This window comes from Hydrogenophaga sp. ZJX-1 (assembly GCF_048590325.1).
Lineage (GTDB): Bacteria > Pseudomonadota > Gammaproteobacteria > Burkholderiales > Burkholderiaceae_C > Hydrogenophaga.
This window is the reverse complement of sequence record NZ_JBMBRA010000001.1, coordinates 957,427-969,959: the sequence shown is the minus strand read 5'-3', so window position 1 is coordinate 969,959 and position 12,533 is coordinate 957,427. Positions and strand designations below refer to the sequence as shown.

Sequence of the window (12,533 nt, the reverse complement as noted above, 5' to 3'; positions counted from 1 at the left end):
GGCCGTCCCCACATGTCCATCCTGATCACCCTCTTCATTGGCCTGATCGCGGGCTTCGTCGCCCGCGCCATCAAACCCGGCGACGACAACATGGGCTGGATCATGACCGCCTTGCTGGGCGTGGCAGGCTCATTTCTCGCGAGCTATGGGGGCGCTGCACTGGGCCTCTACGCCCCGGGTCAAGCCGCGGGATTCATCGCCTCGGTGGTAGGCGCCGTGATCCTGCTCGTGGTCGTCGGCCTGATCCGGAAGAAATGAACCGTTGACCGTGCGGCGTTTCGGCGTGGGCCTTTCAGGTCACCTCCGGGCCCGGGCTTCCCCGCGAGGTGCGCATCCGCGAAGCGGCCTGCGAACGCCATGAGAAACGGGGCCGTGAGCACGGCCACGACTTGGACGACTGGCTGGCCGCCCAAGCGGCCCTGGGCGGGAGAGCGCCAGAGGCGCAGTCGTCAGCCGGTCAGGTCGCCCTGCTGTCGGAAAGATCGCGTTGTGGTGCATCCGACGTGGTCGGTCCGGGCGTCGGTCGGGCTGCAACCGGTTCGGCCGCACTTCAAACGAGCTTGAAATCACCTTCTTGTGCCAGTGCACGCACGCCCAGCGCGGCACCAATGGCGTCGTCCACCGTCTCCAGCCACGTGAAGTGCAACGCCTGGCGTGTGCTCTCGGGAACGTCGTGCAGATCCTTGCGATTGCGTGCAGGCAGCATCACCTCGCGCAGCCCGGCCCGTTGTGCGGCCAGCACCTTCTCCTTGATGCCACCCACCGGCAGCACCAGGCCTCGCAGGCTGATTTCGCCCGTCATGGCCAGGTCGTGGCGCACCGGCCGGTCGCTGAACAGAGAGGCCAACGCGATGAACATCGCCACGCCCGCACTGGGTCCGTCTTTGGGAATCGCCCCAGCGGGCACATGAATGTGTACATCGACATGGTCGAACACCGCCGATGGCAGGCCGAGGCCGGACGCGCGCGACTTCACCAGCGTCAGCGCGGCCTGGGCACTTTCCTTCATCACGTCGCCCAACTGCCCGGTGAGGATCAGGCGCCCGCTGCCCGCCACCTGGGTGGCCTCGATGAACAGGATGTCACCGCCCGCTGGCGTCCAGGCCAGTCCGGTGGCGACCCCGGCTAGGCTGCTGCGCAGGGCCACATCGTGCTCCACCGTGGGTGGCCCCAGCAAGGCCTCGAGATCGGCGACATCGACCCGCACATGCGTGGCACTGCCTTCGGCCACGCGCAGCGCGGCAGCGCGCATCACGCGGCCGATCTCGCGTTCGAACTGGCGCACGCCAGCCTCTCGCGTGTAGCCCGTGGCCATCGCGTGCAGTGCGGCCTCGGTCAGTTCACACTGATCGGCACGCAAGCCGCAGGCCTGCAACTGGCGCCCGAGCAGATACCGCTGTGCGATTTGCAGCTTGTCTTCCAGCGTGTAGCCGGGCAGCTCGATCACCTCCATGCGGTCGCGCACGGGTGATGGCAGGTGGTCGATGACGTTGGCGGTGGCAATGAACAAGACCCGGCTCAAGTCAAAAGGCACACCCAGGTAGTTGTCGCGGAAGGTCGAGTTCTGCTCCGGGTCCAGCACCTCCAGCAGGGCGGCGTAGGGATCACCGTGCAGGCTGGCCGACATCTTGTCGATCTCGTCGAGCATCATCACGCCGTCGCGCGCACCCGCCTTGCGCAGACCCTGGACGATGTTGCCGGGCATCGCGCCCACATAGGTGCGGCGGTGGCCGCGCAGTTCGGCTTCGTCGTGCACCCCGCCGAGCGAGACGCGCACGAAAGGCCGTCCGATGGCCCGCGCCACGCTCTGGCCGAGCGAAGTCTTTCCCACCCCCGGCGGCCCCACGAAGCACAGGATCGGCGCACGGCCCTGCGGGTTGAGTTTCTTGACCGCCAGGTACTCGACGATGCGCTGCTTGGCGCGCGCCAGGCCGAAGTGCTCGTCCTCCAGCGTCTGCCGCGCGGCGGCCAGGTCGATCACCCGCTCGCCCGGTTCTGCCCAGGGCATCTCGGTCATCCACTCGATCCAGGTGCGCAGCGTCGAGGCTTCGCCAGCCGCGTCGTGCATGCGTTCCAGCCGCTGCAGTTCTTTTCGCACATGGGCGTCCACCTCGGGCGGCATGTGCGCCGCGGTGATGGCCTCGCCGAGACTGGCCATCTCGCGCGCGCCTTCACCGTTCTCGCCGAGCGCCTTCTTGATGGTGCGCAACTGCTCTTCCAGCAGGATGCGGCGCTGCCGGTCGTCCAGTTGCTCCTTGGTGCGGGCACCGATCTCGCGCGACAGCCGCAACACCTCCAGCCGGTGGCTCACGATCTTCAGCACGGAGCCCAAGCGCTCCTCGATGGACAGTGTTTCCAGCAGGGCCTGTTTTTCCGACAGATCCGAGTCCAGCAGGCTGGCCGCCAGATCGACCAGTTCCGAGGGGGAACGGGTACCCTGCAGCAGGTGCGCCAGTTCGGCGGGCACGCCCGGCAGCAGCGACAGGATCTCCGTGCCGCGTTCCCGCAGCTGGATCGCCATGGCTTCGGCCTCAGTCGAATGTTCACCGGTGTCCACCAGCCGCTCGATGCGCGCGGCGAGGAAGGGATATCCCTCCACCAGCTCGACGATCCGAATGCGCTGCAGCCCCTGGCACACGGCGTGGGCCTGACCGTCGTCGGCCAACTTGTGTTGCAGCACCGTGGCCAGCGTACCCACGCTGCACAGACCCGACAGCCCAGGGTCGTCCTCCTGGGCATCCTTCTGCAGCACCAGCACCACAGGCGCCTCGCAGGCCGCCGCGTGCTGCAGTGCTGCGACCGACTTCGGCCGCCCCAGCGCCACAGGTGCCAGCACGTGGGGAAAGAGCACCAGATTGCGCATGGGCAGCAACGCCACCACATCGGTCGGCAGCGGGTTGTCACAAGACAAGGGGCTGGATTCTTCGCTCATGGGAATTCCCTCCGTCCGCCGCCGGGTTCGTGACGGCGGCTACCGGTGGCTGCTGTCTTGCGTCAGTCGGCCGCGCGCACCGGGATGCGTCGGCCGCGGTCGCGGTCGGTACGCGGCATGTCGATGTGCAACACGCCGTTGCGGTAGCGGGCCTGGATATGCTCGGCATCGACGGCGTGCGGCAGGATCAGCTCGCGCCGGAAGCTGCCGTAGGCGCACTGCCGCAGACGGTAGCTGCCATCGCCACTCTCCTGCTCGAAGTGCTTCTCCCCCGACACGCTGAGCTGGTCGCCGTCGATGTCGATCTGCAGGTCTTCCCGGTTCATGCCGGGCAACTCCATGCGCACGATGATGCGGTCGTCTTCCACGCGCAGATCGGCGGACACCAGACCCCAGCCCGCCTCGTCCTCGCGCCCTGCGGCATCCTTGCGGCGGAAGCGGGTGAGCGCACCGCCGGCGCGCTGGCGCAGGTCGCGCCAACCTTCTGCCAGCGAAGCCCAGGCATGTTGTGCGCCTTGGCGCCAGGGTGCGGTCAGCGTGCCCATGGCGTCACTGGATCGCGATGCGTTTGCTGGAGGTTCCGGCCTTCTTGGGCAGGGTCAGCGCCAGGATACCGTCTTTGTAGCTGGCCTCGACCTTGCCCTCGTCAACCGGACAGGCCAGGGTGAAGCTGCGGCTGGCGTAGCCCTCCTGGCGCTCACGGCGCAGCACGCGGTCTCCATTGCCTTTTTCTTCTTTTTCGGATTTCACCTCGGCGCTGATCGTCACCGTGTTGCCATCGACGCGCACGTCGATGTCTTCCTTCTTCACACCGGGAATCTCGGCCTTGACGGCGTAGCTGCCGTCTTGCTCCGAGAGATCGATCTTGATGCGCGGTGCGGTTTCCTGCATCTCAAAGCGCCATGGGCGCATGAGCGAGCGGAACGTGTCGTCAAAGGGATCGAGGGCAAAAGGGTCCAGGGTGCGAAGTTCGTTCATGGTGATGCTCCTGTGTGACAGTGGAAATGGGGGGCCTGAGTTCGCGAACCCAGGACAGCGGAGGGCAATGCGCCCACCGGGAAACGATGTTGCGACGCTGGCGGCCGGGCGCCATTGAGCGTGCTCAACGAGAGCGCACTGACCGCTTTTCGTCAAGGGATGATGCGCAACTCGTTGTCGACCCGCGTGATGCCTGGTGCCGACCAGGCCGCGCCCTGTGCGGCCACCCGCTCGGCCAGCGAATGCACCGAACCACGCAGCACCACGGTGGAGTCATGGACCTGTATTTCGATGCCCTTGGCCTCGCGCTCGGCCTGCCGGGTCAACGCGTCCCGGATGCGTTTTTCGATGTTGTCCGGTGTGGTTCGGCGCTTGAGCACGATGTTGTTGTGGATGCCCATCACCCCGATCAAGGGCCGCACCAGATTGGCGGCGGCCGCGCGCTGGTATTCCCAGTCGACTTCGCCGGCGAGCGTGACCCAGCCCTTCTCGACCTTCACCTGGATCCGGTTGGCCGGCACCGAGTTGTGCCATGTGAAAGCCGTCTCAACCGCGTGGGCGATTTCCGAATCGCTACGCGCGCTGTCGGCGGTCAGCTTGACGTCGATCTCGACCGCAACGGCGCGCACGCCAGCCACGCGCTGCACCACCTTCTCCACCTCGTGCTTCTGCGCCAAGGTGTCCAGGTGGCCGGAAAGCGTCACCACCCCGTCCTTCACCGCCACACCCACCTCGGCCGCATTGATCGAGGGTTCCCATTCGAGTTCCGCTTCGACGTCCTTCTTGAGCTGCACATCGGATTTCATGTTCGACCTTTCTGCCGGATGGCCAGACGGGTTGAAAAGAAGATGGCCCGCCGTCCTCTCGGATGGCGGGCCATGGTGAAGGCCCCGGCGATATCCTCTCGGGCTCCGCCAGTCTGAGCTTGCCTTCGTCCCTCCATGGTGTGGGAAACACACCATACTGCCTCAGGGGAGTCTCCATTGGGCCGTTGCTCTCGGGTACGCCCCAGGGAAACATCGGCAAAGTCAGTGTGCGCGGGGCCGGTGGTGGCGGCATTGAGCGTGCTCAATCAAACCCCACGACCCTGCGATCTGTTGAGCGGTGTCAATCGGGCGGCCGACCACCGTGAGTAGAGTGGATGCCTGTTGATTGGTCATAGAAACCACGGCGCAGAGATGCCGTCTTTTCAGAAGGACGTACCGATGATGGGTGATGTGGTCCTGGACCCCCTGTTGTGGGAGAGCCTGGAAGCGGGCGACGGTGCCCGCGTCGAGGAATGGCTGGCATCGGAAGGGGATCGTGTGCACGCGGGGCAGCCGATCGCACGGGTGCGGTTGCTGCACCAATCGCTCGAACTGGCTGCTCCGCACGACGGCGTTCTGGAAACCATTCTGGTCCCGGCGGGCGATCGTTTTGCCCACGGCGCCGTGTTGGCGCGGGTGGTCCCTTTCTAGCGACGCGGCTAGCGCACGCCCTGGGCACCAGGCGGCCCTGAGCCCCTCAGGCTGCGGCCTGCGCGTACCACTGCCGGCATTCGATCTCGCGACCACGCACCACCCGCTGTCCCACCAGAGCCCCCCGCCCCGCAGTGACCACGGTGCAGGGGTGTTCGTGGTGCGCCTGGTCCTCGGCAAAGATCACCACCCAGTCGTGGGTGCGGTCCAGTTCGTGGGCGCGCGCCGTGTTGGAGTACAACGCGGTGAAATGCCAGCCGGATCTGTCGGTGTGCAGCACCGGCAGCCAGGCACGGTTCTCCGGATTGAAGCGCCTGGGCGCGATCTTGGGCAATTTGTCGGCCTCGGCGGCAGCGCGGTATTCGCGGTCCACCTGCAGCAGCAGCGCCACCGGCGGTTCCGCTCCAGCCAGTCCCTGACGCCTGTTGCGCACGCGATCCAGCATCTGCGTCAGGGCCGCGCCAATGGCGGCCGCACGGCGTGGGCCGATGCCCTCGACGGCTTCCAGCCGGCCAGCGCGGGCCGCGCCTTCCAGCGCTTCCAGCGTGTCCACGCCGAGTGCCTCGTGCAGGCGCATGGCCAGATCGGGACCGACGCCCGGGATGGTGCGAAACAAGGCCTCCGGGTCCGAACCGCCGCGCAGACGTTCCAGTTGCTGCCAATGGCCCGTCTCCAGCATTTCCACGATCGCGGCAGCGATCCTCTGGCCAACGCCCGGCAGCGCGTCCAGCGCGGCCACACCGCCGCTGCGATGGATTTCCCGCAACGGCGACACCAGCCGGCTCACGGTCTCGCTGGCGTGCCGGTAGGCCGCCACACGAAAGGGGTTGTCGCCCTGGGCTTCGAGCAACGCGGCCATTTCGGCCAGGGCCTGCGCGATGGTGGTATTGCTCACCCCGGGGGGCGCGGCCTGAACATCGGCATGGGCTTCGATGAGGTTGACGTCGGTGGCCATGTGCTGCTCCTGCAAGGGCCCGCGAGCCTGTCCGTCCCGCTCAGCGCGGAGTAGGTCAGACGCCAAAAGGGTAGGTGTCGGCCAAGCCCTCGCGCACCTTGGTCGGCAACGGCGTCACTGCACGGGTTTCATTGAACCAGATGTACTCGTCGAACTGGCGCGGCAACACCGCGTCGAAGTAGTGGCTCTGGCGTTCTGTATCCGGGCGGTAGATCACCCCGATGGCTCGCTCCATCCGGGGAACGGCCAGGCCATCGATCATGGCTTTTGTCCCAGGCTGTTCGCGCAGCGGCAGGAAAAAACGCTCGACACCGCAGGCATGAAACAGGTGTTCGTAGCTGCCTTGCAGTGCCGGGCGAATGGTTTTCACTTCCATGGGCGCGTCCCATTCGGTCGCGGCAGCCACGGTGCCGCCATGGGTGCCGAAACCCACCTGGCAGGCCGATGAGCCCAACGCCTGACGACAGAGGTGACCGAGGTTGTACTCCTCGCGCAGCGACATTTCGGTGGCCGCCGAATCCCCGACATGCGAGTTGTGCGCCCACACCACGGCCTTGCTGTCAGCGCCATGGAAGGACAGCAGGTGCCGCAGCGTCGAGAACATGTGGTTGTCACGCAGATTCCAGGCCACGCGCGAGCCGTAGTACATGGTGCGGTAGTAGCGCTCGGCCTGACTGATGACCCGGGCGTTCTGCAGCGCGTCCAGCAGGCGCTCACCATCCTGCCCGATGTAGACCGGGCTCTTCTGCTGCAAGTCCACCAGCATCTTCACGACGTCTTGTTCGCAGCTTCGGTAGCGTGTGGTCAGTGCCGCCAGCCCGTAGCTGGCGGGATCGGACTGCCAGGGCGTGAGGCATCCGTAGCGCTGCCGGGCCACCTGCGCCGTGGGCGGATCCACGCGGTCCAGGTAGGCCAGCACGGCGTCGATGGAGCTGTACAGGCTGTAGAGATCCAGCCCGTGGAACGCCACCGGCTGCGCCGCCTGTCTGTTGTGCTCGCGCAGCCAATCGACGAAACCACGCACTTCCTCATTGCGCCACATCCAGGCAGGAAACCGGGCAAACCCTGACCAGGCTTCTTCCGACGTCGATTGCCTGCGCACGTGCCGATCAATCTGTACCGCATCGGGCCAGTCGCCCTCGATGGCGACAAACGAAAAGCCTTTTCGAGTGATGAGCTCGCGCGTGATGCGCTCGCGCATGCGGTAGAACTCCGATGTGCCGTGCGTGGCTTCGCCCAGCAACACGACACGCGCATCGCCCATGCGCTGCAGCAGGGGTTCGAGGTCGGCCGAATCCACCGAGTCGAAACCCTCGGCCGCCGCCGCCACCTGGCCCGCCAGCGCCGTGTCGGCGGCAGCGGTTCCCCTGCCCTTCCCTGCCCCGGCCGGCATGCGCCAGATGGCGCCGGCGTGCGCGCCCACGTGCGGCGCTTCACCCAGCACCAGTTCAGTCCCGATGTCGACCATGTCCTCAACGCGGAACTGGTTACCCGGCAAGCGCGTCACCCGAACCAGCTCTCCGACCTCAGGATCGTCGCCCAGGGTCATGACGAGCCTGCCGCCCTCTGCCAGCTGGTTCTTCAACATCTGCGGAACGTGACGGGCACGGGCATGTACCACGATCGCATCGAATGGCGCCTCTTCCGGCCAGCCTTCGGCCCCGCTGTCGTGGCGCACATGCGCGTTGTGGCAACCCAGGCGTGCGAACGTGGACATGGCCGCCAGCGCGGCCGGCCCCTGTGGCTCGACGCTGTACACGCTCGCGCACAGGCGCGACAACAGCGCCGTCACATACCCCACGCCTGTCCCTATCTCCAGCACGCTGTCCTGCGCCTTGAGACCCAGCGCGGCGAGCATCACGCCCACGGCACTCGGACGCTGCAGCACCAGGCCGCCGGTGATAGGCAGCGACAGATCGTCAAACGCGAATTCCAGCAATACCTTGGGCACGAATTCCTCGCGCGGTACCTCGCGCATGGCATCGAGCACGCGCCCGGCACGTATGTTGCGGCCCATCACATGCCGCTCCACCATGACCGCCCTGCGCTGGAGAAGCTCAGCGTGGTTCATTTCCCGGCTTCCTGCTGCGATTCATCGAATGCCTTGCTGCTGCAGCAGCCATGGTTTCACGGTGCCTGGATGCGGCTGATGTATTCAAGGAGGACCAGGATGCGAGCCCTCACCAGTTCGGCTGGGTCGTAGCGGCCTCGCGCCTCGCGCATCTGCTGCGCACCCTCGATCTGATACTCGCGACCCCACACTGGCATATCGCGTGAACCATGGCTGGGTATGCCTGCGCCGTCCACCACCGCGTACAACCGGTTGATGGGCAATACACCTTTGTTCTGCTTCGCCAGCAGCGTCAGGTCGGGAGGGCTCTTGCGCAGCAATTCGCCCATCGGTCCGTTGCCTTTGCCGTCGACACCATGACAACTGGCGCAGTTTTCAGAAAACTCCTGCTTGCCCGGATCGAGAGCAGCGGACTGGGCCATCGCGGCGCCCCCGCAGCAAGCAATGGCAAGTGCAAGAAGCTTTCTCTGAAGTGTGTCCATGGTGTGGCTCCTGTGGTTGTTTGGCGAGGTCTTGCGGTGCGCGCCTGGATTCCGTGCGAACCGGCTTTCATGCTAGGTCCCACGCATCTGCACCCATTGAGGCCGCTCAATCGGAACCCACCTTTTCGCTATGGCAGGCTCGCTGAAGAACCTCGATCGAGATATCCGCGTGCGGGTCAGCACCTGTGGCAACGGTGTTGGAGGCCGCATTCAGGAAGCCGCCCGCGCCTCGATGGCGGACACCCGGGGCGCGCTGTGGTGGCGCCTCACGCCGCGCCTTCGGATCGGCTGGTCAGCTGGCGGCGCCACTCCAGCACGCAGGCGCCCAGGCCGGCGGCCATGGTGGCCGTCGCCAGCAGTGGCCCCACCACCGGCACCGCGCCCAACACGAACAATCCGACCACGGCCGCGGCCATCCAGCCGAACGGGACCGCCGTGCCCACGGCTTCTTCGGGCGAGGCGTGTGTTGCGAGCCAGCGTGCGGCAAACAACGCACCGATCAACCAACCCAGAAGCAGCAGCGGCGGGTACAGGACCAGGACCACCAACCCCAGTGGAATGCCCAGCAGCGTGAAGACAAGCAACACAGCCAGCACCGGCAGAGCCACCAGCAACAGTGCGCCCACGCCCAAAGCACGCCATGGATCGGTCTCTATCTGGTGCGCGGCCCTGCCGGCAAAACCGGAGAACACGAACAGCACTGCGCCAGCGAGCGCCAGCACGCCGAGCAGGCCCGTTGACAACGGCACCAGCCACCACCATCCTCCCATCATGGACCCCCGGTCCTCACGCATGGGGGGCCGTTCATCCCGGCCCCAGCGGGCGTGGTCCTCGAACAGCCGTTCGACCCGCTCCAGCGGTCCGGAGACCACGGCGGCCGCGTCCCGCGTGAAGGTGGACGCGGTGTGGCGCAACCCCCCGCCCACACGGGCCTGCGGCCCCAGTTCGAGCCGCTCGACAGCAGCCTGCACGCCGCCCCCCACCGGGCCGTTGAGCACCAGACGGCGCGCACGAACGGTCAGTGGACCGTCCACCCGGCCTTCAATCACCACATCGCCCCCAGCGAGATCGGCGCGGCCGGCCACATGCGCGGTGCTGGTCAGCTTGAGATTGCCTGCGGCCGCCATCACATCGCCGCCCACCGGACTCTCCACCAGCACATCGCCGCCGGCTGCGCGCAGATCGTCCCCCACCGGGGCGCGCACATCGACATGGCCCCCCAGCAGCAGAGCGTCGTCGGCCACCGGATGCTCCACCGCCACGCGCCCGCCCATTGCCAGGAAATCGCCTTTCACGCTGGCTTCGGACCGCACCGACGAACCGGCAGCGTGCACATTGCCCTCGCCCGCCACAGTCTGGCCGAGTGCGCCAGATACCACCAGACCGAGCAGGACCAGCAGCGCGACTTTCATGGCGCTTCAGGCTGGCGCCTGTTCCTGGATGGGTGGCAGCGGATCGGAGACCGAGCGCACCCGCTTGAGCTCCAGCAGGAAGCGTTGAAACGCCGGGACTTGCTGGCACTGCCCTGTCGCCTGCTCGGTCAGGACCAGCCTGGCCAGCGCGGGATGCCCGCACAGTCGCTCCAAGTCGTCCAGCACCTTGGCGTGGCCAGACCCACCACAGGTGCAGAACACCGCCACTTTGTTCAGGGACCTGTGGTGCCGGTGCAGCCAGGTGCGAACAGGGCTGGACACGGACCAGAACCACACCGGTGTGCCCACGATCACCAGGTCGTAGTCACCGGGGCGGTGGCGCCCGCGTTTGATCGGCGGGTGCAGGCCCAGGATCGCCTCAGCGGCCGAGCGCAGATAGCCAATCACACCTTCGCGGCTGCCTCGTTCCTCGATGCGCTCGATGTCGGCATGGCAGCGGGCAGCAATCCGTCTGGCCACGACGTCGGTGTGGCCGGTTCGGGAGTAGTGGACGACCAGGATGCGGTTCATCGTTGACCTCCTTTCAAAAGGGTCCAGAGGCGGCAGGTGTCCGGTACCGACGAACGTCAGGGTTGGGCGCGCCAGCTGCCATCGGCCTGACGGCAGGCGGTACCCACCATCTGTTCCGTGCGGCCGCCGATCACCGCATTCACCTGGTATTCGCGACAGGGGCCGTCGTCGCTGCCGTAAGTGCGCATGGGCACCACGGTGTAGCGGTGGCCGGTGTCGGGATTGACCCACTGGCTGGAAACGCCGGTGCGCACCGTTTCCAGAGTCTGGGCAGTCAGGTACCTGTCGCGCTCGGCCATCGATCGGCCGACGGCGCCCCCAACCGCCACGCCGGTGAGGGTGCCCAGGATGACGGCCGCTGTGCGGCCACTGCCATGGCCAAACTGAGAGCCGACCACCCCTCCGAGCAGTCCACCGATCACCATGCCGCTTTGCTCCTGTGTCACCGGTGTCTGGCACGCCGTCAGTGCCACGACAGACATCAGAACAGGCAGTGATCGCTTCAGAAAAGGTGTGCCCATGTCTGCTCCAGGAAACAGGCTGCTTGCAGCGAATTCTTCAGTCTGGGCGGGAGATCACCCGGCTGGATTGAGCCTGCTCAATACCCCTTCAGGTTGGCGTACACAGTCCCTTTTCCTTGCCAGGCCTCGCATGTCCGCATTGAGCGAACTCAACGGCTTGCGCCTTCGCCGGCGCTAGATTGGGCGACCTTGAATTGAAAGCAGCCCCCATGAAAAAGCATTGGATTCTGGTCGCGAACGGGTCCATGGCCCGTTTCTTCAGTCGTGCCAGCGTGGGCGATCCGCTGGTGGCAGTGGAGACCTTCGACTTTCCCGAGGGCCGTCTCAAAGGCAGCGAGCTCGAACACGAACGCCAGGGCCATGGGAGCAATGACCACAGCAGCGCAGTCGTTCACTTCGAACCGCACACCAGCACGCACAAGAAGGTGCTGCACCAGTTCGCCAGCGAACTGGCCAAGCGGCTGGAGGAAGGTGCGGTCGACGGCGAATATGTGACTTTCTGGCTGATCGCCCCTGGCCCGCTTCTAAGCGAAATCAAGGCCAGCCTGAACCGGGGCGTGGCCTACCGACTGCAATGGGCCCACGATGCTGACTTCACGGGTCTGGACGTTGGCACGCTTGAGAGCCGTCTGCGCGAGCTGCACCTGCCTGCGCGGTGAGGCCATGACCTCATATGCAGAGTCCGTGCCATTGCCCTTTGCTGCGCTGGCCAATGGGATGACAGCGTCGAGTCGTGGCGGGTCTCGACCTGCTCAAGCAGATCGACTGCGGACCGATCCAGCACGTCGGCACGGATGCAGGAGCGCACGTACCCAGCACGATGCTGCTTGATGAGGGCGGCGTCTGCGCCTGCCTTGAAGAGCCTTTCAATCAAGACAATGCGCCAGGCCGCCAATCTCGGTCCCGCCATTGGCGATCAGGCCTTGTAGCCGCTAAAGTCGCCACCGCTCCGAAGGTTTGCGTGCGTCGCCACCGAGCATTCGGCGGGCAAGGCCTCAAGCGATCAGGCCAGGTCCCGGTAACGACGACTTACGCCGGGGACGAACTGGTGTTCCCGGCCCTTCAGCGACATCCGCTGTCCGAATCTCGTCGCCCCGAAGCTGCCGCCGGGATCGCGAATTCAAAGTCAATCAAGCGAGGTACCGACCGTCCGAGGTCACTTGGGCCTTCGGGGGTTTTGGAGATGAGTTGCGA

13 protein-coding genes and 1 pseudogene are annotated in these 12,533 nt (G+C 66.0%); 4 read left to right on the top strand and 10 right to left on the bottom strand.

Annotated elements, in window-relative coordinates; translation table 11 throughout:
* The first annotated feature begins 12 nt into the window (after window positions 1-12).
* Together ACN5W5_RS04750 and ACN5W5_RS04745 are read left to right on the top strand one after the other, a co-directional pair.
* Window positions 13-258, top strand: coding sequence for a GlsB/YeaQ/YmgE family stress response membrane protein (locus ACN5W5_RS04750; protein ID WP_177134316.1), 246 nt, complete (start codon window positions 13-15; stop codon window positions 256-258).
* 68 nt (window positions 259-326) lie between these two features.
* Window positions 327-410 (top strand): annotated as a pseudogene (locus ACN5W5_RS04745) (DUF2934 domain-containing protein); the annotation flags it as partial.
* A gap of 140 nt (window positions 411-550) precedes the next feature.
* Here ACN5W5_RS04745 and lon read toward each other — a convergent pair.
* From lon to ACN5W5_RS04725, 4 genes are all read right to left on the bottom strand, one after another.
* Window positions 551-2,932 carry an endopeptidase La gene (gene lon, locus ACN5W5_RS04740; RefSeq protein ID WP_420047390.1) on the bottom strand — a complete coding sequence of 794 codons (2,382 nt, stop codon included), beginning with the start codon at window positions 2,930-2,932 and terminating at the stop codon, window positions 551-553.
* Window positions 2,933-2,994: 62 nt separating this feature from the next.
* Window positions 2,995-3,477, bottom strand: coding sequence for an Hsp20/alpha crystallin family protein (locus ACN5W5_RS04735; RefSeq protein WP_420047389.1), 483 nt, complete (start codon window positions 3,475-3,477; stop codon window positions 2,995-2,997).
* A 4-nt stretch (window positions 3,478-3,481) separates the two neighbouring features.
* Entirely contained in the window at window positions 3,482-3,910 is a 429-nt protein-coding gene (locus ACN5W5_RS04730; RefSeq protein ID WP_420047388.1) for an Hsp20/alpha crystallin family protein, read from the bottom strand.
* 152 nt (window positions 3,911-4,062) lie between these two features.
* A complete protein-coding gene (locus ACN5W5_RS04725) occupies window positions 4,063-4,716 on the bottom strand; it encodes a BON domain-containing protein (RefSeq protein ID WP_420047387.1) in 654 nt (217 codons plus the stop codon).
* Between the two features lie 372 nt (window positions 4,717-5,088).
* Here ACN5W5_RS04725 and ACN5W5_RS04720 point away from each other — a divergent pair, with 372 nt between their 5' ends.
* On the top strand, window positions 5,089-5,367 hold the full coding sequence (locus ACN5W5_RS04720; RefSeq protein WP_420047386.1) for a biotin/lipoyl-containing protein: 279 nt from the start codon (window positions 5,089-5,091) through the stop codon (window positions 5,365-5,367).
* A gap of 46 nt (window positions 5,368-5,413) precedes the next feature.
* On the opposite strand, the gene ACN5W5_RS04715 is transcribed toward ACN5W5_RS04720, so the two are convergent.
* From ACN5W5_RS04715 to ACN5W5_RS04690, 6 genes are all read right to left on the bottom strand, one after another.
* Window positions 5,414-6,322 carry a helix-hairpin-helix domain-containing protein gene (locus ACN5W5_RS04715; RefSeq protein ID WP_420047385.1) on the bottom strand — a complete coding sequence of 303 codons (909 nt, stop codon included), beginning with the start codon at window positions 6,320-6,322 and terminating at the stop codon, window positions 5,414-5,416.
* 55 nt (window positions 6,323-6,377) lie between these two features.
* Window positions 6,378-8,393, bottom strand: coding sequence for an erythromycin esterase family protein (locus ACN5W5_RS04710; protein WP_420047384.1), 2,016 nt, complete (start codon window positions 8,391-8,393; stop codon window positions 6,378-6,380).
* Between the two features lie 56 nt (window positions 8,394-8,449).
* Window positions 8,450-8,875: a c-type cytochrome gene (locus ACN5W5_RS04705; RefSeq protein WP_420047383.1), complete on the bottom strand. Its 426-nt coding sequence runs from the start codon at window positions 8,873-8,875 to the stop codon at window positions 8,450-8,452.
* A 266-nt stretch (window positions 8,876-9,141) separates the two neighbouring features.
* Window positions 9,142-10,287, bottom strand: coding sequence for a hypothetical protein (locus ACN5W5_RS04700; protein ID WP_420047382.1), 1,146 nt, complete (start codon window positions 10,285-10,287; stop codon window positions 9,142-9,144).
* Between the two features lie 6 nt (window positions 10,288-10,293).
* On the bottom strand, window positions 10,294-10,818 hold the full coding sequence (locus tag ACN5W5_RS04695; RefSeq protein WP_420047381.1) for a flavodoxin family protein: 525 nt from the start codon (window positions 10,816-10,818) through the stop codon (window positions 10,294-10,296).
* A 56-nt stretch (window positions 10,819-10,874) separates the two neighbouring features.
* On the bottom strand, window positions 10,875-11,339 hold the full coding sequence (locus tag ACN5W5_RS04690) for an RT0821/Lpp0805 family surface protein (protein WP_420047380.1): 465 nt from the start codon (window positions 11,337-11,339) through the stop codon (window positions 10,875-10,877).
* Window positions 11,340-11,548: 209 nt separating this feature from the next.
* Here ACN5W5_RS04690 and ACN5W5_RS04685 point away from each other — a divergent pair, with 209 nt between their 5' ends.
* Window positions 11,549-11,998 (top strand): host attachment protein, encoded by a 450-nt coding sequence (locus tag ACN5W5_RS04685; protein WP_420047379.1) that lies wholly within the window; start codon window positions 11,549-11,551, stop codon window positions 11,996-11,998.
* Window positions 11,999-12,533 lie beyond the last annotated feature (535 nt).

Bases quoted from the DNA above. Each gene is read 5' to 3' on its own strand.
- ACN5W5_RS04710 (WP_420047384.1), bottom strand. From the start codon at position 8,393: ATGAACCACGCTGAGCTTCTCCAGCGCAGGGCGGTCATGGTGGAGCGG.
- ACN5W5_RS04695 (WP_420047381.1), bottom strand. From the start codon at position 10,818: ATGAACCGCATCCTGGTCGTCCACTACTCCCGAACCGGCCACACCGAC.
- ACN5W5_RS04685 (WP_420047379.1), top strand. From the start codon at position 11,549: ATGAAAAAGCATTGGATTCTGGTCGCGAACGGGTCCATGGCCCGTTTC.
- ACN5W5_RS04725 (WP_420047387.1), bottom strand. From the start codon at position 4,716: ATGAAATCCGATGTGCAGCTCAAGAAGGACGTCGAAGCGGAACTCGAA.
- ACN5W5_RS04715 (WP_420047385.1), bottom strand. From the start codon at position 6,322: ATGGCCACCGACGTCAACCTCATCGAAGCCCATGCCGATGTTCAGGCC.
- ACN5W5_RS04735 (WP_420047389.1), bottom strand. From the start codon at position 3,477: ATGGGCACGCTGACCGCACCCTGGCGCCAAGGCGCACAACATGCCTGG.
- ACN5W5_RS04705 (WP_420047383.1), bottom strand. From the start codon at position 8,875: ATGGACACACTTCAGAGAAAGCTTCTTGCACTTGCCATTGCTTGCTGC.
- ACN5W5_RS04690 (WP_420047380.1), bottom strand. From the start codon at position 11,339: ATGGGCACACCTTTTCTGAAGCGATCACTGCCTGTTCTGATGTCTGTC.
- ACN5W5_RS04700 (WP_420047382.1), bottom strand. From the start codon at position 10,287: ATGAAAGTCGCGCTGCTGGTCCTGCTCGGTCTGGTGGTATCTGGCGCA.
- lon (WP_420047390.1), bottom strand. From the start codon at position 2,932: ATGAGCGAAGAATCCAGCCCCTTGTCTTGTGACAACCCGCTGCCGACC.
- ACN5W5_RS04720 (WP_420047386.1), top strand. From the start codon at position 5,089: ATGCCGTCTTTTCAGAAGGACGTACCGATGATGGGTGATGTGGTCCTG.
- ACN5W5_RS04730 (WP_420047388.1), bottom strand. From the start codon at position 3,910: ATGAACGAACTTCGCACCCTGGACCCTTTTGCCCTCGATCCCTTTGAC.
- ACN5W5_RS04750 (WP_177134316.1), top strand. From the start codon at position 13: ATGTCCATCCTGATCACCCTCTTCATTGGCCTGATCGCGGGCTTCGTC.